Annotated in this window: 18 protein-coding genes and 1 pseudogene; 6 read left to right on the forward strand and 13 right to left on the reverse strand. The window is 74.4% G+C overall.

Annotated features, from left to right (window positions below):
- Positions 1-6: 6 nt before the first annotated feature.
- On the reverse strand, positions 7-1,194 hold the full coding sequence (locus ACRYM2_RS12175) for a diguanylate cyclase domain-containing protein (RefSeq protein WP_432522651.1): 1,188 nt from the start codon (positions 1,192-1,194) through the stop codon (positions 7-9).
- Between the two features lie 217 nt (positions 1,195-1,411).
- Here ACRYM2_RS12175 and ACRYM2_RS12180 point away from each other — a divergent pair, with 217 nt between their 5' ends.
- Positions 1,412-1,726 carry a hypothetical protein gene (locus ACRYM2_RS12180; protein ID WP_432522652.1) on the forward strand — a complete coding sequence of 105 codons (315 nt, stop codon included), beginning with the start codon at positions 1,412-1,414 and terminating at the stop codon, positions 1,724-1,726.
- On the opposite strand, the gene ACRYM2_RS12185 is transcribed toward ACRYM2_RS12180, so the two are convergent.
- Both ACRYM2_RS12185 and ACRYM2_RS12190 read right to left on the reverse strand, forming a co-directional pair.
- Positions 1,642-2,694, reverse strand: a complete 1,053-nt coding sequence (locus ACRYM2_RS12185) for an amidoligase family protein (RefSeq protein ID WP_432522653.1) — start codon at positions 2,692-2,694, stop codon at positions 1,642-1,644. The two genes, ACRYM2_RS12180 and ACRYM2_RS12185, sit on opposite strands and share 85 nt — an antisense overlap.
- Complete coding sequence (locus ACRYM2_RS12190; protein WP_432522654.1) at positions 2,691-3,599, reverse strand: NAD(P)H-binding protein; 909 nt, start codon at positions 3,597-3,599, stop codon at positions 2,691-2,693. Before ACRYM2_RS12190 ends, ACRYM2_RS12185 begins: the two co-directional genes overlap by 4 nt.
- A gap of 149 nt (positions 3,600-3,748) precedes the next feature.
- Between ACRYM2_RS12190 and ACRYM2_RS12195 the strand changes: the two genes are divergently transcribed.
- Together ACRYM2_RS12195 and ACRYM2_RS12200 are read left to right on the forward strand one after the other, a co-directional pair.
- Positions 3,749-4,729, forward strand: coding sequence for an AraC family transcriptional regulator (locus ACRYM2_RS12195; RefSeq protein WP_432522655.1), 981 nt, complete (start codon positions 3,749-3,751; stop codon positions 4,727-4,729).
- Positions 4,730-4,838: 109 nt separating this feature from the next.
- On the forward strand, positions 4,839-6,221 hold the full coding sequence (locus tag ACRYM2_RS12200; protein ID WP_432522656.1) for an APC family permease: 1,383 nt from the start codon (positions 4,839-4,841) through the stop codon (positions 6,219-6,221).
- Between the two features lie 22 nt (positions 6,222-6,243).
- On the opposite strand, the gene ACRYM2_RS12205 is transcribed toward ACRYM2_RS12200, so the two are convergent.
- Together ACRYM2_RS12205 and ACRYM2_RS12210 are read right to left on the reverse strand one after the other, a co-directional pair.
- Positions 6,244-7,020 carry a maleylpyruvate isomerase family mycothiol-dependent enzyme gene (locus ACRYM2_RS12205; RefSeq protein ID WP_432522657.1) on the reverse strand — a complete coding sequence of 259 codons (777 nt, stop codon included), beginning with the start codon at positions 7,018-7,020 and terminating at the stop codon, positions 6,244-6,246.
- A complete protein-coding gene (locus ACRYM2_RS12210; RefSeq protein ID WP_432522658.1) occupies positions 7,017-7,607 on the reverse strand; it encodes a TetR/AcrR family transcriptional regulator in 591 nt (196 codons plus the stop codon). The genes ACRYM2_RS12205 and ACRYM2_RS12210 overlap by 4 nt, the downstream gene beginning before the upstream one ends.
- Positions 7,608-7,711: 104 nt before the next feature.
- Between ACRYM2_RS12210 and ACRYM2_RS12215 the strand changes: the two genes are divergently transcribed.
- Positions 7,712-8,248, forward strand: a complete 537-nt coding sequence (locus tag ACRYM2_RS12215; protein WP_432522659.1) for a VOC family protein — start codon at positions 7,712-7,714, stop codon at positions 8,246-8,248.
- Between the two features lie 67 nt (positions 8,249-8,315).
- Here ACRYM2_RS12215 and ACRYM2_RS12220 read toward each other — a convergent pair whose 3' ends face one another.
- The 6 genes from ACRYM2_RS12220 to ACRYM2_RS12245 all read right to left on the reverse strand — a co-directional run bounded on the left by ACRYM2_RS12220 (position 8,316) and on the right by ACRYM2_RS12245 (position 15,023).
- Positions 8,316-9,203 carry an alpha/beta hydrolase gene (locus ACRYM2_RS12220; RefSeq protein WP_432522660.1) on the reverse strand — a complete coding sequence of 296 codons (888 nt, stop codon included), beginning with the start codon at positions 9,201-9,203 and terminating at the stop codon, positions 8,316-8,318.
- Positions 9,204-9,273: 70 nt separating this feature from the next.
- On the reverse strand, positions 9,274-10,149 hold the full coding sequence (locus ACRYM2_RS12225; RefSeq protein WP_432522661.1) for a phytanoyl-CoA dioxygenase family protein: 876 nt from the start codon (positions 10,147-10,149) through the stop codon (positions 9,274-9,276).
- Positions 10,150-10,185: 36 nt separating this feature from the next.
- Entirely contained in the window at positions 10,186-11,079 is an 894-nt protein-coding gene (locus tag ACRYM2_RS12230; RefSeq protein ID WP_432522662.1) for a carbohydrate ABC transporter permease, read from the reverse strand.
- A gap of 1 nt (position 11,080) precedes the next feature.
- Positions 11,081-12,031 (reverse strand): carbohydrate ABC transporter permease, encoded by a 951-nt coding sequence (locus ACRYM2_RS12235; protein WP_432522663.1) that lies wholly within the window; start codon positions 12,029-12,031, stop codon positions 11,081-11,083.
- Complete coding sequence (locus tag ACRYM2_RS12240) at positions 12,031-13,359, reverse strand: ABC transporter substrate-binding protein (protein WP_432522664.1); 1,329 nt, start codon at positions 13,357-13,359, stop codon at positions 12,031-12,033. The genes ACRYM2_RS12235 and ACRYM2_RS12240 overlap by 1 nt, the downstream gene beginning before the upstream one ends.
- Before the next feature lie 83 nt (positions 13,360-13,442).
- Entirely contained in the window at positions 13,443-15,023 is a 1,581-nt protein-coding gene (locus ACRYM2_RS12245; RefSeq protein WP_432522665.1) for an alpha-N-arabinofuranosidase, read from the reverse strand.
- Between the two features lie 312 nt (positions 15,024-15,335).
- Here ACRYM2_RS12245 and ACRYM2_RS12250 point away from each other — a divergent pair, with 312 nt between their 5' ends.
- Together ACRYM2_RS12250 and ACRYM2_RS12255 are read left to right on the forward strand one after the other, a co-directional pair.
- Positions 15,336-16,361 (forward strand): LacI family DNA-binding transcriptional regulator, encoded by a 1,026-nt coding sequence (locus ACRYM2_RS12250; RefSeq protein WP_432522666.1) that lies wholly within the window; start codon positions 15,336-15,338, stop codon positions 16,359-16,361.
- A gap of 240 nt (positions 16,362-16,601) precedes the next feature.
- Positions 16,602-17,043 (forward strand): annotated as a pseudogene (locus ACRYM2_RS12255) (transposase); the annotation flags it as partial.
- A gap of 97 nt (positions 17,044-17,140) precedes the next feature.
- Here the strand turns inward: ACRYM2_RS12255 and ACRYM2_RS12260 are convergent.
- Positions 17,141-17,887, reverse strand: a complete 747-nt coding sequence (locus tag ACRYM2_RS12260) for an ArsR/SmtB family transcription factor (RefSeq protein WP_432522667.1) — start codon at positions 17,885-17,887, stop codon at positions 17,141-17,143.
- Positions 17,888-17,903: 16 nt separating this feature from the next.
- Entirely contained in the window at positions 17,904-18,809 is a 906-nt protein-coding gene (locus ACRYM2_RS12265) for a DMT family transporter (protein WP_432522668.1), read from the reverse strand.
- Positions 18,810-18,859 lie beyond the last annotated feature (50 nt).

The following is an 18,859-nucleotide window of genomic DNA, read 5'->3' on the forward strand; positions in this document are numbered from 1 at the left end:
AATAGGTCAGGGTGTGCGGCGAGCGCCGGTCACCGGCAGGTCGATCACCACGTCGACCTCCTCCCCCGGGCGCTCGGCGCGGTCCTGCGCCCGCTCCCCCGCCCGGTCCCCCGCCCGCTCCTTGGCGCGCCTCTTGGCCCGGTACATCGCCTGGTCGGCCGTGCGCAGGACCTCGTCGACGTGCTCACCGGGGCTGGTGGCCCGCGACGGGCTGGTCACGGCCACCCCGATGCTGACGCCGACCCGGACCTCCACCCCCGCCAGCCGCGCGGGCCGGGTCATCACGGCCCGGATCCGCGCGAGGACCGCGCCGAGCGAGCCGGCCGAGACGCCACCGGTGGTGCCGGCGGGCAGGTCCTCGCAGACGACGACGAACTCGTCCCCGCCCAGCCGGGCGACGGTGTCCTCGACGCGGACGGCCGCACCCAGGCGGTGGGCGACCTCGACGAGCAGCAGGTCGCCGACGTGGTGGCCGTGGGTGTCGTTGACCTGCTTGAAGCCGTCCAGGTCCATGAACAGCACCGCCAGCGGTGCCCCGCGCCGCTGGGCGGTGGCCACCGCGTGCGCGAGGCGGTCGACGAGCAGCGCCCGGTTGGGCAGGCCGGTCAGCGGGTCGTGGGTGGCGGCGTGCGCGGCCCGCTGCTGGGCCCGCCGCGCCTGGTCGCGGTCGTGGGCGGCCAGCACGTACCCGCACGCGACCTCGGCCAGCACCTGCGCCGTCTCCAGGTCCTGCGCGTCGAAGGGCCCCGGCAGCGCCCGGAACAGGTCCAGCACCCCCCACACCTCGCCGCGCGCGACGAGCGGGACGCTGGCCACCGCGTGCAGGCCCTGCGCCGCGGCGTGGACGGTGAACTCCGGCCAGCGCTGCAGGTGGGAGCCGAGGTCCTCCTCGACGACGAGCGCGGCGCTGCGGCGGGCGTCCCGGCAGGGGCCGTCCTGCAGCGAGTCCTGCACCAGTTCCGCGGCACGGGCGGCCCCGGTGCTGGCGTGGACCAGCCGCATCCGCTCGCCCGCGCGGTGGGCGACCCCGACACCGTCCACGTCCAGCAGGCGGGCGGCCGCCGACGCCAGCTCGCGGAGCACGTCGGTGACGTCGAAGGGGCCGGCCGCGCAGCGGGCGAAGTCGCGGAACACCTGCACCAGGCGCGCCGCGGTCGCCGCGGCTGCCGCGTCGGGGGGGCCGGGATCCGCCACGACTGCTCCTCCTGCCGAGCGGGGAGGACGGCTGCGCGCCGACGCCCCCGGTGCTGACCACCCGACCACCGGCGAGGAGCAGCCGCTGGAGCGGGTCAGGACATGGTGGCAGCGTCGCGGTCCGGGCGCAGCAGCGGACGGCCGGCGGGCTCGCCGGGGGCGGTGGTCCCACCCGCCCCGCCTGGAGGGCGGGCTCCAGCCGTCCTACGATCGCCGCGTGCGCGCACGAGCGGAGGGCCGTCCGGAGGACCACCACGGAACCCCCCGCTCGCTGCAGCGGCCGCGCTCGCGCAACCGGCTCGTGGACCTGCTGCTCGACGCGGCGTTCAGCTTCACCGGTCCCGCCCAGGTCACCTCCGACGAGGCGCCGCCGCGCGGTCCGCGCACCGAGGAGGAGGCGCGCACGGGGTACGCGCAGTGGGAGCGGGTGACGGTCGGCGGGCACACCTACCTCGTCGAGCGCCCGGCCCCCGCCCCGCAGGCCCCGGGCACCCCGCCGGACGGCCCGCCGGGAACCCCGGCGCAGGGCTGACCCGGCGCCGCCAGCAGGTCCTCCAGGTCCGCCAGCCGCGCCGCGATCGAGGCGCCGTCCAGCGCGCCGGGCAGGATCCGCACCTCCAGGGTGTCCGGGCCCGGGCGCAGCCCGAGCACCCGGGTGACGTTGAGGTCGCAGAACTTCGTCACGGGCGTGCGGGCGGCCGCGGCGCGCAGCGACTCCCAGTCCGGCCACCGGCGAGCGCACAGCTCGACGAGCTCGGCGGGCAGCGGCGCCAGGCGCCGGCAGTGCGGGTTCGTGCCGAACCGCTCGTGCAGCTCGCGCCGCCGGCCGCCGAACGAGCGGACGACGGCGGCGAAGCGCCCGGGGTCCCGGAACGGCGCGGCGTCCAGGTGCACGTGCACGGCCGCCTCCCGCGGCACCGAGAAGCCCAGCGCGCGCGCCGGCGCGAGCAGCGCCTCGAGCACCTCCTCGTGCCCGGCCTCGACGGGCGGGGTGATCACCTCGCAGACCCGCTCGCGCTCGCCCGGCAGCGGTGCGGCCATCGCGATCGTCGCGCCGGCCGCGTCGTCGACCCGGTGCACCGCGCCCAGCTGCTGCACCGGCGTCCCGAACAGCGCGGCGACGGGCCCGAGCACCGACCCGATCCCCGCGGCCGGGTCGGCGTGCCGGGCGACCAGGCGCAGCAGCCGCGCGTCGTCGCTGACGACGCGGTACCAGCCCGGCCGCGGGCGGGCGCGGGCGTCGAGGTCGGCGACGACGCTGGTGTCGTCCACCAGCGAGCACACCGGCTCCCCGGCCGCGTCGAGCACCCGGAAACCCGGGGTCAGGTGCCAGAACGCGTCCACCCCCGGCACCGCGGAACCCTCCGTGTCGACGTGGAAGAAGGGGCGCACCGAACCGCCGCGGCGGCGGGCGAGGTCCTCGGCGAGGTCGCGGCGGCTCGCGCCCGGCGGCGCGAGCAGCTCCACCTCGAACCCGGCCCGCAGCCGCGGCGCGCTCACGAGACCTGCGGACGGCTCCCCCACGCCGTTGCAGACGCCGGCGCGGGGCGGAAGGTTGCCCGCGCCCACTCCTCGATCGTCGTCGGGGACGAGGTGGCCGGTCCGCGCCCGGCCCGCGAGCGGACGGTCCCGGCCGAGAACGCGGCGTGCATGCGCAGCTGCAGGTCCACCACGTCCGCGGGCAGGCCCGCGGCGGTGAGCCCCGCGCGCACCTGCTCCTGCGGCAGCCGCACGTAGCGCAGGCCCGGCACGCCCAGGGCCGGGCCGAGCGCGGCGACGGCCTGCGCGACGGTGAGGTCGCGCGGTCCGAGGACCTCGCGCACCCCCGCGCGCGCCGGCCCCAGCAGCTCGGCGGCGGCGGCGTCGGCGACGTCGGCCGTGGCGACCATCGGCAGGGCGACGTCGGGATCGATCGAGTCCTCGTGCACGCCCCGCTCGCGCATCGCCGGGACGGCGGGCAGGAACGCTTCGAAGAACATGCCCGGCCGCAGCAGCAGCACGTCCGCGTCGAGGGCGGCCAGCCGCTGCTCCTGCGCGCGCAGGCTCAGCAGGAACCCCGTGTCCTGCTCGACGTCCACGCCCAGCGAGCTGAGGGCGACCACGCGCGGCACCCGCGCCGCGCGCAGGGCGGCGGCGACCGCCTCGCCCAGCCGCCGCTGCTGCTCCAGGTAGCCGGGGGCGGTGGCCTCGAACGGCGAGAGCACGTACGCGGCGTCCGCGCCGGCGAAGGCCGCCGCCAGCGCGGCGGCGTCGGTCGCGTCGGCGACCACGTGCTCGGCGCCCGGCACCGCGGTCCGCAGCCGCGCGGCGTCGCGGCCGACGGCGCGCACCGCCTCGCCGGCGTCCAGCAGCGTGCGCGCGACGCGGCGCCCGGTGTTCCCGGTGGCTCCCAGGACGGTGATCATCGGTTCCTCCTCGGTCGGGGGTGCTGGCCCTCCCAGCGCTCCCACCGTCGCGGGCGCCGCGCGCGCGGGGAACGACCGCGCGTCCGGCGGGGCTGCCCGATCGTCCAGCGCCCTGGACGGCGGGCGCCCGCGCCGCCGAGACTCCCGGGGTGAGCGCACCAGCGGGCACGAGCGCCCCGCAGCCGCCGTGGGCGGCCGCCGACCCCGTCGGGGACGCGCTGCACGGGCTGCGGATGACCGGTGTCTACTACTGCCGCTCCGAGCTCAGCGCCCCGTGGGGGTTCTCGCTGCCGGCGGTGCCGGACTGCCTGTGGTTCCACGCCGTCACCGCGGGCCGCTGCGTGCTCGAGGCCGGCGGCACCCGCGCCGAGCTGGTCCCCGGCGACCTCGTCCTCGTCCCGCGCGGGGACGGGCACGACCTGGGCGCGGAGGTCACCGGCGCCCGCCCGTCCGTGCTCACCCTCGCCCACGAGAGCACCGACGGCCACCACGCCGTGCTGCGCGCCGGCGGTGGCGGCGCGAGGACGACGATGGTCTGCGGCGCGGTGCGCTTCGACCACCCGGCCGCCCGGACGCTGCTGGACCTGCTGCCCGCGCTCCTGCACGTGCCGGCGGCCGCGGCCGGCAGCGGCGTCGCCGACGTGCTGCGGCTGCTGGCGGCGGAGGTGGAGCAGGTGCGCCCGGCCGGCGAGGCGGTCCTCACCCGCCTCGCCGACGTGCTCGTCGTGCAGGCCGTGCGGCACTGGCTGGACACGGCACCGGCCGCGCGGGAGGGCTGGCTCGGGGCGCTGGTGGACCCCGTCGTCGGGCCGGCGCTGGCGCTGGTGCACCGCGACCCGGCGCGGGAGTGGACGGTCGCCTCGCTGGCGGCGGCGGCGTGCGTCTCCCGCAGCGCCTTCGCGGCGCGCTTCACCGCCGTGGCCGGCGAGCCGGTCATGCAGCACGTGACGCGCTGGCGCATGCACGTGGCGCTGGAGCGGCTGCGCTCGCCGGAGGCGACGGTCTCCTCCGTCGCCCGCCAGCTCGGGTACCGCTCCGAGGCGGCGTTCAGCCGGGCGTTCACGCGGGTCGTCGGCCAGCCGCCGGGGCGGGCCGCGCTGGCGCTGCGCCGCCCCCCCCCCCCGCGCTGAGGCCGCCCCGCCGGGGGTGGACCGCAGGGGTGGACCGGCGGGATGGACCGGCGGGACGCGCGGTGCCATCGTGGGAGGGGTCCGTCCGGCCGAGCCGCGGGAGGCCCTCGTGAGCACCACCCAGGTCGACACCGAGGACCAGCCCGCGCTGCGCCGGGTCATCGGCCCGAAGCTGCTGCTGCTGTTCATCGTCGGGGACATCCTCGGCACGGGCGTCTACGCCCTCACCGGCCAGGTCGCGGGCGAGGTGGGCGGCGCGGCGTGGCTGCCGTTCCTCGTGGCGTTCGCGGTCGCCACCGTCACCGCGTTCTCCTACCTGGAGCTGGTGACGAAGTACCCGCAGGCGGCGGGCGCGGCGCTGTACGTCCACAAGGCGTTCGGCCTGCAGTTCCTGACGTTCCTCGTCTGCTTCGTCGTGATGTCCTCGGGCATCACCTCCGCCTCGGCCGCGTCCCGGGCCTTCGCCGCCAACCTCGTCGCGGGTTTCGGCCTCGACCTCGGCAACGTGGGGATCATGGCGATCGCGCTGGGGTTCATGGCGCTGGTGATGGCGGTGAACCTGCGCGGGGTCAGCGAGTGCGTCGTGCTGAACGTCGTCCTGACGCTCGTGGAGCTGACCGGGTTGCTGACGGTGGTCCTGCTGGGGTTCTGGGCGATGGCCGGCGGGGAGGCGGACTTCTCCCGGGTGGTCGCCTTCGACACCCCGGAGGACAAGGGCGTCCTGCTCGCGGTGAGCACGGCGACGTCGCTGGCGTTCTTCGCGATGGTCGGCTTCGAGGACTCCGTCAACATGGCGGAGGAGACCGAGGACCCCAGCCGCATCTTCCCGCGCACCCTGCTGACCGGGCTGGGGCTGACCGCCGTCGTCTACGTGCTCGTCTCGATCTGCGCGGTCGCGGTCGTGCCGGTGGGGGTGCTGGCCGAGAGCGAGACCCCGCTGGTGGAGGTCGCGCAGACCGCCGCCCCGGGCTTCCCGATGTCGGACCTGCTGCCGTTCATCTCGATGTTCGCGGTCGCGAACTCGGCGCTCATCAACATGATGATGGCCAGCCGGCTGGTCTACGGCATGAGCCGGCAGCGGGTCCTGCCCTCGTTCCTGTCCGCCGTCCACCCGTTCCGGCGGACCCCGTGGATCTCGATCCTGCTGACGACGGCCATCGCGGGGGCGCTCATCGTCTACGTGTCGCTGTCCCCGGGGTCTCCGGTCGTGGCGGTCCTGGGCGGCACGACGTCGCTGCTGCTGCTCACGGTGTTCTGCGTCGTCAACGTCTCGGTGCTCGTGCTGCGCCGCGACCGCGTCGGGCACCGGCACTTCTCCGCCGGCCGGGTCCTGCCGGTGCTCGGGGCCCTCTCCTGCGCCTACCTCGTCCTGCCGTGGACCTCGGGCCGCGATCCGGAGCAGTACCGCATCGCCGGGGTCCTCGTCGCCCTCGGCGTGCTGCTGTGGGCGCTGAACGCGGTGGTGACCCGGCGCGCCCGCTCCGGCCGGTAGCCGCGGGCGGGTCGTCGGCCGCTCAGAGCGGCAGCGCGTGCCGCAGGACCCCGTGGCCGGCGGCCCGGCCGGACAGGATCCGGCAGAACTCGACCGCGTCGACCTCGACGGGCTCGCCGCCGCCGCGGGCGGTGTACCGGCCACCGGCCGGCCCGCCCAGGTGCAGGGTGAAGGGTTCGTCGTGCAGGCGCGCCCACTCGGCGACGATGCCGGCCACGATGCGCCCGTCGTGCTCGGCGGTGACCACGAGCGGGCGGTCGACGGCGCGGGCCAGGTCGACGCGGTGCATCCACGTGTCGCGCGTGAAACCCGTGTCGAAGAGGTAGTCCAGCCGCTGCCGGCCGATCCGGGTCCCCATCGCCTCCCCGAGGTCGACGACGCGCAGCGCGCGCACGGGGGCGGGCAGCCGGCGCCGGGCGCGCAGGGCCGCGGCCGACGTCGACCGCCACCGCTCGGCGGCGTCGTCGACCCCCACTGCGGCGGTGCGGCGGATCTGCGCCTCGTTGAGCGTGTCGACCCAGTGGGTGGCGGCCACCTGCGCGCGCAACCGCCGGGCGAGCAGCACCTGCCGCACGAGCTCGACGGGCGAGGCCTGCGCGGCCGCGGACCCGATGAGGTGCTGGACGAGCTCCCGGACCCTCCACCGCGTGCAGTCGGTGGGACGGGTCCAGTCGTCGGGGGTCAGGGTGCGCAGCAGGGCGAGCAACCGCTCGTCCTCGACGCGGGCGAGGTCCATCGCCTCCTCGTGCCCGATCGCCGGGACGTCCAGCGCCTGCACGACTGCGGTCGGTGTGGTCATGGTCTCCCTCTCGTCTCCCGGTCCAGCAGGAACGTGCCCACGAGCCGCTCGAGGTGGCGCGTCCAGCGGTCGCCGCCCGGGTCGTTGGCGATCTGCTGCACGCCCAGCCCGGCGACGAGGGCGGTGTAGACGTCGATGTCGGCGGGGTCCTCGACCCCGGCGGCGTGCAGCAGCGCCACCACCTGCCCGAGGAAGCGCTCGGCCAGGGCGTAGGAGCCCGCCGAGGGCGCGAAGCCGGGGATGGTGCGCTGGAACAGCAGCTGCTGGCGGGCGGGGTCGGCGACGGCGAACTCGAGCACCGACCGCGACACGGCGAGCAGCACCCGGCGCGGGTCGCCGTCCCGCGGGACGGTGGCGACGTGGTCGAGCAGCTCGCGGTAGGCCTGCGCGAACATCGCGTCGTACAGACCGGCCTTGGAGTCCACGTAGGAGTACAGCGACGGCTGGCGGATGCCCACCCGCCGGGCCACCTCGTGCAGGGTCACGGCCGTCAGGCCCTGCTCCCGCGCGATCTGCCACGCGGCGGCGAGGACCTGCTCCAGCCGCTCCCTGCGCCGGGCGTCCCGGGCGCTCACCACCTGGGTCATGACCACCTCTCGACACCGGAAACCTATCAGCGATAGGTTCTACGTGTCCAGTCGTCACCGCCGACCACTGCACCCGCAGCGCGACCTCGCAGACAGGAGCCGACATGCCCGCGTTCGCAGGGATCGACCACGTCAGCCTCACCGTCACCGACCTCGACCGGAGCCAGGGCTTCTACGCCGCGGTCCTCGGCTTCACGCCCGTGCTGGACTTCGGGCACGGACGGGTGTGCCTGCACAAGCGGACCGGCTTCACCCTCGGGCTGATGCGCCCGCCCGACGGCAGCGGGCAGCGCTTCAGCGAGCTCGTCACCGGGCTGGACCACCTGGGGCTCGCGGCCTCCTCCCGCGACGAGCTCGTGGAGTGGGAGCAGCGGCTGCGCGAGCACGGCGTCCCGCACACGCCGGTCCAGGACATGCCCCTCGGCCACCACCTGAACCTGCGCGACCCGGACGGCATCGCCCTGGAGCTCTACGCCCCGGCCGGGCACTACGCGGCGGCGCTGCGGGAGCTGCGGTCGCGGGACGTCTCCGACGAGGAGCTGCTCGCCATGGCCGCGCAGTTCCTCGGCGGGGAGCCGGCAGCGGCGGCGGCGGTGACGGCGGCGGCGCGGCACCAGCACGCCGCACCGGGCCCGTCCTGACTCCGCACGCGGCGCAGCTCGCCACGACGTCGGCGTCGTGGCGAGCTCACCGCGTCGCAGGAACCGCTCAGCCGGCTCCCCCGGCCGCGGTCCGCTCCCGCGCCCAGGTGGCGATGACCTCGATGCTGCGGCCGGCGCCGGGGTGCTCGGGCTCGTTGAGGTGGCCGTGCCGCGTCCCGGGCTCGGTGTGCACCTGCACCGGCACGCCCGCCGCGCGCAGGGTGCCGGCGAACGCCTCCCCCGACGGCCGCAGGCCGTCGACCTCGCTGAGCAGCACGAGCGTCGGCGGCAGCTCGCGCAGCTCCTCGGGGCCGGCCAGGCCGGGGACGGCCGCCACGGGCGGCTCCTGCAGGTGCTGCACCCCCAGCAGGTGGCCGTAGATGCTGCGCACCACGTCGGCTCCGAAGCGCTGCTCCGGCGGCAGCTGCGCCAGCGCGTGCGCGAGCTCCGGGGACGGCGCGGGGCCGTCCAGGTGCAGCGTCGGGTAGACGAGCAGCAGACCCGCCGGCACGGGCAGCGGCCGGTCGCCGGCGAGCACCCGCAGCACCGCGCCCGTGGCGAGGTTGGCGCCCGCGCTGGCACCGCCGAGGACGGTGCTCCCTCCCGCCCACGGGCGGTCGGCGCCGGTGGTCCAGGCCCAGGCCGCGAGCACGTCGTCGGAGGGCACGGGCCAGCGCACCGGCCAGCGCGCGGCCGTGCCCTCGGTGGCGAGCCGGTAGTCCACCGTGACCACGGTGGAACCGGTGCGCTCCACCAGGCGCCGGGCGACCCAGTCCGCCTCCGGCATGTCGAGGTCGCCGTGGACGAAGCCTCCGCCGTGGCACCACAGCAGTGCCCCGGCCCCGGAGCCGCGGTGGACGCGCAGCGGGACCTCGCCGTGCGGGCCGGGGACGAGCAGGCGCTCGGGCGCCGGTGCGCCCGGCAGGTCGTCGGCGGGGGCGGTGCTGGTGGTCATCGGCCTTCCTCCACGGTGCTCGCGGCGGGCGGTCCCGGTCAGGGGCCCGCCCGCCAGGGTGTCAGCGACGTCAGCCGACCGCTTCCCCGGCGGCCTGCTGCGCGAGCAGGCGCGGCGGCACGACGGCCTCGCGCGGAGCGGTCGGGGTGAAGGCGAAGCGGTCCACGCCCAGCCCGCGCAGGACCGCCCGCTCCACCGGGGAGGACTGCGAGGCGTCGGCGCGGTCGAAGTCCATGGGCTCGCGCAGGGCGATCGGCGGGTTGGTGATGAGGCGCTGGGCGCGCAGCACGTTCTGGGAGGTGGCGTGCAGCATGAACGGGTGCATGAGCACCACGTCGCCCTGCTTGCCGGTGAGCTCCTCGAACTGCCGGCACTGCTCGACGAGGCGGGTCTGCTGCAGCTCGTCGGGCAGGACGCCCTCGGGCCGCTCGGCCAGGAACCGGGCGACGACGCCGACGGAGTCGGTGGCCACGAAGGTGCCGCCGCCCCGGGAGACCACGTCGGTCCACAGGACGATCGTCAGCAGCCCCTGCTCGGGGGAGTCCAGGAAGTGGCGGAAGAAGTCGCCGTCCTTGTGCCAGCCGCCGACCTTCGCCGACGGCTCCTCGAAGGGGCGGTCGGCGCCCACCCCGAGGTTGGCGATGATCCCGTCGCTCCACTCCCAGGGCTCCTGGATGCGCTCGCGCCCGCCCAGCAGCTGGCAGGCGGCGGCGAAGGCGGTCGGGGCGAACTGCTCGGCGTCCACGTGGGTCTGGGAGGACAGGTGCACCCGGGGGCGGTCCCAGGTGCCGGGGTCGTCGCGGTCGACGCCCAGGCGCTGCCAGGAGCGCTCGACGATCGGGGCGGCCTGCTCGGCGTCGAAGCAGTGCTCCAGGACGACGTAGCCCTTCTCCAGGAAGTGCTCGACCTGGGCCTCGGTCAGGGGGGCGGTGGTGCTGGTGTCCACGGGCTTCCTCACGATCACGAAGGGGGTGGGTGGCTCTCAGCCCTTGAAGGCGCCGTCCATGATGCCGGAGACCATCTGCTTGCCGAAGAAGGCGAACAGCACCAGCAGCGGGATGGTGACCAGGAACGAACCGGCCATGGCCAGGCCGAGGTCGACGGAGATGTTGGACTGCAGGGCCTTGATGGCGATCTGCGCGGTGTACATGTCAGGGGACTTCAGGACGATGAACGGCCAGAGGAAGTCGTTCCAGGCGTTCACGAAGCCGAGCAGGCCGAGCACGGCGGCCGCCGGGCGGACGACGGGGAAGGCGATGCGGGCGAAGATCTGCCAGGAGTTCGCCCCGTCCATGCGCGCCGCCTGCAGCAGCTCGTCGCTGATGGTGGCGCTGATGTGCTGGCGCATCCAGAAGATGCCGAACGCGCTGACCAGGCCGGGGACGATGAGCGCCTGCAGGGTGTCCACCCACCCGAGGTTGGAGATGACCATGTACTGCGGGATGACGGCCAGCTGCGCCGGCACCGTCATGGTCAGCACGAGGATGAGGAACAGCACGTCCCGGCCGCGGAAGGTCATCTTCGCGAAGGCGAAGCCCGCCAGCGAGCACAGGAACGCCTGCCCCACGGCGATCAGGGCCGCGACGATGAAGCTGTTGACCAGCGAGCGGACGAACGGCACCGTCTCGAAGACCAGCCGCAGCAGGTCCAGGAAGTTGCCGCCGGGGACGACGCGCGGCGGCAGCTGGGTGGCCGCCTCGGAGCCGACGGAGGAGACGACGAACATCCAGTAGACGGGGAAGATGCACGCCGCCGCCGCCAGGGCCAGGACGAGGTAGGTGTACCAGCGCACCCGGACGATGCCCCGCCGGCGGCGGGTCCTGCCGGTGCTCGGCCGCAGGTCCCCCTGCTGCCGGGGGTCGGTGGTGGTCGCCATGTCAGCCCTTCCTCCCCAGCCGGCTCGAGAGCAGGAAGTTGACGAACGCCACGACGACGATGATGGCGAACAGCGCGACGCCGACGGCCGAGCCGTAGCCGAACTTGAACGACCCGAAGCCCTGCTCGAAGAGGAAGAGGGAGAGGGTCTGGCACTGGCGCGCCGTGCCGCAGGTGAGGGTGCCGTTGGACAGCAGCAGCGGCTCGGTGAAGATCTGCAGGCCGCCGATGGTGGACATGATGACGGTGAAGACGATCACCGGGCGCAGCGACGGCAGGGTGATGTGGAAGAACTGCTTGACCGGGCCGGCCCCGTCCACCGCGGCCGCCTCGTACAGGTCGCGGGGGACGGCCTGCAGCGAGGCCAGGTAGAGCAGCGTGTTGTAGCCGAACCAGCGCCAGATCACCATGGCCGAGATGAGCACGTGGCTGCCGACGGCGCTGGACATGAAGTCGATGTGCTCGAAGCCGAGCAGCTCCAGGAACCAGTTCAGCAGGCCGTAGTCGCGGTTGAAGAGCTGGGCGAAGACGATCGCCGTCGCCGCGACCGAGGTGATGTACGGCAGCAGCATGGCCATGCGGAAGAAGTTGGCCAGGCGCAGGAAGGCGTTGTTGAGGACCTGCGCCAGGACCAGCGCGATGAGCAGCTGGGGGACGGTCGAGATGATCCAGATGCTGAAGGTGTTGCGCAGCGCGTTCCAGAAGCGCGGGTCCTCGCCGAGCGCGCGGAAGTTCTCCAGCCCGACGAACGTCTTGTCGCCGATCGGGTTCCAGTCGAACAGCGCGACGTAGAAGGTGAACAGCAGCGGGAACAGCCCGAAGACGAGGAACAGGACGTAGAAGGGCGCCACGTACCCGTAGGGCGCCAGCCGCTCCCAGCGCTTCTCCACCGGCCGGGTCGCGGTGGCCGGTTTGACCGGCCGCAGCGTGCCGGGGGTCAGGGTGGCGCTCATCAGGCGCCGATCGCCGTCTTGATGTTCTTGGTGGCGGTGTCCCACGCGGCATCGGCGGGTGCGCCGTCGCCCTCGACGCCGTTGAGGGCGTTGAGCAGCTCGGTGCTGATCTCGGTGTTGTACTCGCCGTTGACGAAGGGCTTCAGGCCCAGCACGGCCTGGGTGAAGATCTTGCCCGTGGGGGCGCCGCTGAAGAAGGGGTCGGTGTGGTTCACCAGCTCCGGCTTGTCGTAGTTGACCGGGGTGGTGGGCAGCGAACCCGCGTCGATGAAGTGCTGGAGCTGCTGCTCGGGGGACTGCATCGTGGTGATGTACTTCCACGCCGCCTGCGGGTTGGCCGCGCGCGCCGGGATCGCCAGGTAGCTGCCGCCCCAGTTGCCGCTGCCGCCGGGGATCACGGCGATGTCCCACTTGCCCTCGGTGGCGGGCGCCGCGGAGCGGATCGAGCCGAGCATCCACGAGGGTGCGGCCACGGCGGCGAACGCCCCCTTGGCCATGCCGGCGTTCCAGCCGTCGGTGAAGCTCTCCAGCTTCGCGGTGATGCCGGCGGCGATGGCCTGCAGCCCCAGGTCGAAGGACTCGCGGACGATGGGGTTGGTGTCGTAGACCACGTCGCCGTCGGCGGAGTAGTACTGCTCCTCGCCCTGGGAGACGGCCTGCAGGAAGACGGTCGTGGCGGCGTTGTCGATGAAGGCGTTGCCGGTCGCCTGGGTGTAGCGCTGGCCGGTGGCGATGAAGTCCTCCCACGTCGGCCACAGCGCGCTGACCTCGTCGCGGTTGGTGGGCAGACCGGCGGCGGCCATGAGGTCGGTGCGGTAGGCCACGCCCATGCCGCCGACGTCGGTGGGGATGCCGATGATCTCGCCGGACTTCGCGGTGGCCTGCGCCATCACCCAGTCCACGTAGTCGTCCTGGATGTCGTCGGCGCCCAGCGTGGTCAGGTCGACGAAGTTGCCGGGGTTCTTCATGAACTTGGGCAGGTCACCGGCCTGGATGAGCACCAGGTCGGGCACCTTGCCGCCGGCCAGGGCGGTGGTCAGCCCCTGCGCGGTCTCCTGCGCGTTGCCGACCTCGGTGAGCTTGACGGTGACGTCGGGCGCGAGCTGCTTGTACTCCTCGACGGAGTCCTTCTGGTTGATGCCGGTGAAGGACCAGAACTCGAAGGTGTTCGGGTCGCTGGAACCGCTGGAGCCGCCCGAGGAGCAGGCCGAGGCGGTCAGGGCGGTCCCTCCGGCGAGGGCAGACAGGGCCAGTGCGCGGCGGCGGGACAGCGGCGTCGACAGCAGCGTGGACGCGGCGGACTGCGGGGCCGAGAGCTTGTTCTTCACGGAGGTCCCCTCCCTTGGGGAGTCGTGGTGGACGCGCCGGCCGGGAGCCGGTGCGCTGGTGCGCTGGTGGACGTGCTGGGACGTCAGGCGGTGGGGAAGCTCACCGTGGCGAAGCTGTGCGCGGGCAGCGTCACCCGCAGCGTGCCGCCGTCCAGGTGGACGTCCTGGAGGTCGCGGACGTGCACCGGGGTGCTGGAGGCGGTGTTGTGGTCGGTGATCTCCCCGGCCGTCAGCAGCCGGCCGACCGGGGTGCCGGCGCTGACGCCGCGGACGTCGACCTCGACCTCGAGCGGGCGCTCGGCGTCCAGGTTGGTCAGCGACACCAGGACCCGGCCGTCCTTGGTGCTGGCCGAGGCGGAGAACAGCTCGAGGTCCTCGTCCCCGACGCGGCGGGTCGGCACGCCCCCGCGCACGGCCAGCGGCAGCGAGGCCGCGTCGTGGTGGCCCTTGTTCATCGCGAACACGTGGTAGCTGGGGGTGAGGACGAGGTTCTCGCCGTCGGTGAGCAGCATGGCCTGCAGGACGTTGACCGTCTGGGCGATGTTCGCCATGACCAGGCGGTCGGCGTGGCGGTGGAAGGCGTCGAAGTGGACACCGGCCACCAGCGCGTCGCGCATCGTGTTCTGCTGGAAGAGGAACCCTGGGTTGGTGCCGGGCTCGACGTCGAACCAGGTGCCCCACTCGTCGAGCACCAGACCGACCTCCTTGCGGGGGTCGTAGGCGTCCATGACGGCGGCGTGCCCGGCGATGATCTGCTCGATGCGGGCGGCCTCGGCCATGGTGCGGTAGTACTCGTCGACGTCGAAGTCGGTCGCGGACCCCTTGTTCTCCCAGGTGGGGCCGACGATCGTGTAGTGGTGGAAGGAGATCGCCTGGTAGGTGTTCTTCCCGTGCCCGGTGACCGCGCCGGCGCCCAGGTAGCGGCCGAGGTTCTGCATGAGGACCTCGGTCCAGCGGTAGTCGGCGTCGGCGGCACCGGCGGCGATCCGGTACAGGTGGTTGTCGCCGTGGTCGAGGCTGTAGGTGCCGAACTGGCGGGCCAGTTCCGCGTAGGCCCCCGAGCTCATGCCGCCGCCGCAGCCCCAGGGCTCGTTGCCCAGGCCCCAGAACGGCACCTTCCACGGCTCCTCGCGGCCGTGGCTGCGGCGCAGCCTGGCCATCGGGGAGTCGTCGGCGCGGGTGAGGTACTCGATCCACTCGGCGGCCTCGCGCACCGTGCCGCTGCCGACGTTGGCCGAGACGTACGCGTCCGCCCCGAGCAGCTCGCACAGCGCCATGAACTCGTGGGTGCCGAAGGAGTTGTCCTCCACGACGTCGCCCCAGTGGGAGTTGACCATGGTGGGGCGCTCCTCGCGGGGGCCCACGCCGTCGCGCCAGTGGTAGGTGTCGGCGAAGCAGCCGCCGGGCCAGCGCAGGTTGGGGATGTCCAGGGCGCGCAGGGCCTCGACCACGTCCAGGCGGAGGCCGCCCTCGTGGGGGACCGGCGAGTCCTCCCCCACCCAGAAGCCTCCGTAGATGCAGCGGCCCAGGTGCTCGGCGAAGTGCCCGTACAGGTGGCGGCTGATGCGCGGTCCGGGCAGGTCGGCGTCCAGGACGGCCTGCACCCGCAGGGCCGTGCCGGTCGTGGCGGTCGCCGCCGGCGCCCGTTCGTCGTCGAGAAGCACGGGGTCCTCCGTGGGGTCGGTGGTGGGACGCCACCGGCGCGGTGCAGCCGTGCGCCGCGGCGGTGGTCCAAGCTCTCGGGCCGGGCCGGCGCTGCGGCCCACCACCTTCGGGGAGCCGCCGCCTGCCTGGCGTGTATCGATATAGTGAGGTGCTGCCCGGGTCGTGTCAAGGACTCCGGCGCGAGGGCGGCGGTACCTTCTGCTGTGCGGGCACCGCGCGCCCACCGGCGCACCGCACGCCCACCGACGCACACCGCACCGCCACGCCCCGGCGCCGACCGGCGCGTGCCGCAGCACGAGGGAGGACCCGCGATGGTCACCATGCGCGACGTGGCGGCGGAAGCCGGGGTCTCCCCCATGACGGTCTCCAACGCCCTCACCGGACGGCGCCCGGTGAGCGAGCGCACCCGGCAGCTGGTGATGGAGACCGTCGAGCGCCTCGGCTACCAGGTCAACGTGGCCGCGCGCAGCCTGCGCCAGGGGCGGACCGGTGTCGTCGGCATCGCGGTGCCGACCCTGGACAGCCACTACTACAGCCGGCTCAGCCACGGGCTCGTGCAGGCCTTCTCCCGGGCGGGGCTGGCGACCGTGGTCGAGGAGACGCACGCCAGCCGCGAGGGCGAGCTGGCCGCCTTCCGCGACTCCCGGCTCAACGCCTACGACGGCCTGGTCATCGCGGCGCTGGGCCTGAGCGAGCGGGAGATCAACGCCCTCAGCCGCGAGGTGCCGGTCGTCGTGCTGGGCGAGCAGGAGCTGCACCAGACCGTCGACCACGTGAGCATGCCGAACGTCGAGGGGGCCGAGGCCGCCACCCGGCTGCTCGTCGAGCGCGGCTGCCGGCGCCCGGCGATCGTCGGCGCCCCGGCGCTGGAGGACCCGGCGCAGGAGCTGCTGCCGGAGGGCGGGGCCGCCTTCACGCTGCGCGCGCAGGGCTTCCTGCGCGTGGTGCGGGAGAACGGCCTGAGCGCTGTCGGCGTGCACAGCGGCGTCACCCAGGCCGCCGGTGCGCGCTGCGCGCAGGAGCTGCTGGCGCTGCCCGAGCTGCCCGACGGCGTCTTCTGCGTCACCGACACGCTGGCCTTCGGCCTCGTGCGCGGGCTGGCCGACCACGGCGTGCGGGTGCCCGACGATGTCCTCGTCGTCGGTTTCGACGACGTCGAGGACGCCAGGTTCCGCATCCCGTCGCTGTCCTCGATCGCCCCCGACCACGACGAGATCGTCGAGCAGACCGTGCGGCTGCTGGGCCGTCGCATCGCCGAGCCGGAGGCCTCGCCGCGGGACGTCACCGTCGGGTTCCGCGTCGTCGAGCGCGAGTCGACGACGCGGCCGGTGCGCTGAGCGCCGCGCGGCGCCGGCTGCGGCGTCCACCAGCCGGCTGCGGCGCGTACCCGGGGAGCGGGGAGCGCACCCGGCCAACCGGGCGCAGTCAGGAGGCCGTCTCCGGTGAGTGCCCAGCGACTGGTCCCACCGTGACGTGCGGGGCCTCTCCGCTCGTCGCGGCCTGGACGCACGGCCGAGGACGCGCTGCCCGAGCGGGTCGTCGAGCTGGTACCAGGCGGGCTGTGGCAGCGGGTGCAGCCGCTGCTGCACCGCGTGCTGGAGGAGCTGCGCGCGGCTGGGAAGCCGGACCTGGGGACGGCGGTGGTGGACGGCTCGCACGTGCGGGTCCTCGAAGGGGGGCTCACGCCGGCCCTCCACCGGCGAGCCGCTCCCGCAACGGCTCCCAGCGCCACCTGCTCACCGACGGGGGTGGCGTTCCGCTCGTCGTGGCGCTGACCGGCGGCAACTGCCACGACACGGCTCAGCTGGTGCCCCTCGTCGACGCCTTCCCCGCCACCCGAGGAACGCGGGTCGTCCTCGACCGGAGCCGCGTCACCTGTTCGCCGACCGCGGCTACGACGACGGCGCCCACCGACGCGCCCCGCGAAGGCGCGGCACCACTGCGCGCATCGCCCGCAGGGGCGTCGGGCACGGCTCCGGTCCGAGGCGCACCCGCTGGGTGGTGGAGCGCACCTTCGCCGGGGCACCTCCCGCTCGCGGGGGCGCTGCACCAGGTCGAACGGCTGCGCATCCGCTGCGAGGTGCGCGCGATCAGCGCTGTTCGTTGCACCGGGTCGCTACCCGCCAGCGTCCAGAGCGATGCGGAGGATCGAGGGCAAGGCGGTGCGGCCGTGGTCGGTGAGGGTGACGGCGCGGGTGCCGGTGAGGGTGCGGGTCCAGCCGCGGTGCAGCAACTGCTGGTGCAAGGCGGCGCCCAGTGCACCGGCGAGGTGGGCTCGGCGTTCGGTCCAGTCCAGGCAGGTGCGCAGGAGGGGCCGACGGGTGGGGGTCGCCAGCGCAGTTCCGCAGCCGATGTCGTGGAACCAGGTCCACCCGGCCGGGGTGAGGGCCAGCCCGTTCCGGTCGCTGATCAGGTCAGTGGCGAGGAGGGCGTCGAAGATCGCAACGCCGAGGGCTCCGGCGAGGTGGTCGTAGCAGGTGCGCGCTGCCGCCAGGTCGCGGGCGGCGCGCACCGTGCGCAGCGATGTCTGTGGAGTGGGGTGCTGTGTGCCGGCGCTGGCTGCGGCGAGGTCCTCGACGAGCTGGGCGACGTCGGGGCTGGCCAGGCGGACGTAGCGGTGCCGTCCCTGACGTTCTTCGCTGAGCAGGCCCGCCCTCACCAAGGCGGAGAGGTGTTCGCTGGCGGTGGAGCGGGCCACGCGCGCGTGGCGGGCCAGTTCACCGGCCGTCCAGGCCCGTCCATCCAGCAGCGCCAGGCACATCGACGCCCGCGTCCGGTCGGCGAGCGCAGCGGCGAAGGCGGCGATCGATGCGGCGGCGACCACGGGTGTCTCCTCCTGGACTGGCACCAGGGTGCTGAGCACGGACGCTCGTGCCTGCTCAGCGGCGGCGGGAGAGCGCGACCCCAGCCAGGGCCAGCGCACCCCCGGCCAGCGCGGGCACGGGCGGGACCTCCCCCAGCAGCGGCCACGCCAGCAGCACCGTCAGCAGCGGCACGAGGTAGGTGCTCACCCCGAGCCGGCCCGCCTCGGTCCGGGCCAGGGCGAAGGCCCACGTGCCGAAGGCCAGCGCGGTCGGCACCAGCCCCAGGTAGACCAGGGCGCCGATGGCCGCAGTCGGCGCCCGGGAGACCTGTGCCACCAGCGCGGGGCTGAACGGCAGGCACACCGCGGCCCCCACGAGACAGGCTGAGAACGTCACCTGCAGTGCCGGCAGTCGGCGCAGCACGAGCTTTTGCGCCAGTACCCCGATGGCGTAGGTCGCCGCTGCCACCAGGCACAGCGCGACTCCGAGGGCATCGGCCGGGGCGGATCCGGCCGTGGACGCACCGATCAGGACGGTGCCGGTGAAGGCGACTGCGGCTCCCAGCAGCAGTCGCCGGGGGAACCCCTCACCCAGCAGCGCCCCGGCCAGCAGGGCGATGAGCAGGGGCCCGAGGTTGACGAGCATCGCGGCGGTCCCGGCGTCGACGCGCTGCTCAGCGGCGTTGAGCGCGAGGTTGTACACGGCGAACCACGCCAGCCCGCACAGTCCGATCAGCAGCCACTCCCGGCGCGTGGGGGCCGTCCAGGAACGCCGCGCGGCCAGGACCGCACCCAGTGCCGCCGAGCCCAGCAGGAGCCGGCCCAGCGCCAGCGGCCCAGGCTCGAAGGACTGACCGACCCAGCGGATCGCCACGAACGCCGAAGCCCACGCCACCACCGTCACCCCGGCCGCCACCAGGGCCGGCACGTCACGCGAGGCGACCTGCACATCATCGCTGGTCGTAGGCGGGGAGGAAGTCACGTCTGCCACCGTAGGGGTGGGATCGTTCGGTGGGCACCGAACGATCCCAC

Source organism: Kineococcus aridisoli (assembly GCF_050871885.1).
Taxonomy (GTDB): Bacteria; Actinomycetota; Actinomycetes; order Actinomycetales; family Kineococcaceae; genus Kineococcus.

What these genes read in the sequence shown, in the direction of transcription:
- ACRYM2_RS12190 (WP_432522654.1), bottom strand. Translation starts at nt 3,599, where the DNA reads ATGATCACCGTCCTGGGAGCCACCGGGAACACCGGGCGCCGCGTCGCG.
- ACRYM2_RS12205 (WP_432522657.1), bottom strand. Translation starts at nt 7,020, where the DNA reads ATGACCACACCGACCGCAGTCGTGCAGGCGCTGGACGTCCCGGCGATC.
- ACRYM2_RS12210 (WP_432522658.1), bottom strand. Translation starts at nt 7,607, where the DNA reads ATGACCCAGGTGGTGAGCGCCCGGGACGCCCGGCGCAGGGAGCGGCTG.
- ACRYM2_RS12215 (WP_432522659.1), top strand. Translation starts at nt 7,712, where the DNA reads ATGCCCGCGTTCGCAGGGATCGACCACGTCAGCCTCACCGTCACCGAC.
- ACRYM2_RS12220 (WP_432522660.1), bottom strand. Translation starts at nt 9,203, where the DNA reads ATGACCACCAGCACCGCCCCCGCCGACGACCTGCCGGGCGCACCGGCG.
- ACRYM2_RS12230 (WP_432522662.1), bottom strand. Translation starts at nt 11,079, where the DNA reads ATGGCGACCACCACCGACCCCCGGCAGCAGGGGGACCTGCGGCCGAGC.
- ACRYM2_RS12235 (WP_432522663.1), bottom strand. Translation starts at nt 12,031, where the DNA reads ATGAGCGCCACCCTGACCCCCGGCACGCTGCGGCCGGTCAAACCGGCC.
- ACRYM2_RS12250 (WP_432522666.1), top strand. Translation starts at nt 15,336, where the DNA reads ATGGTCACCATGCGCGACGTGGCGGCGGAAGCCGGGGTCTCCCCCATG.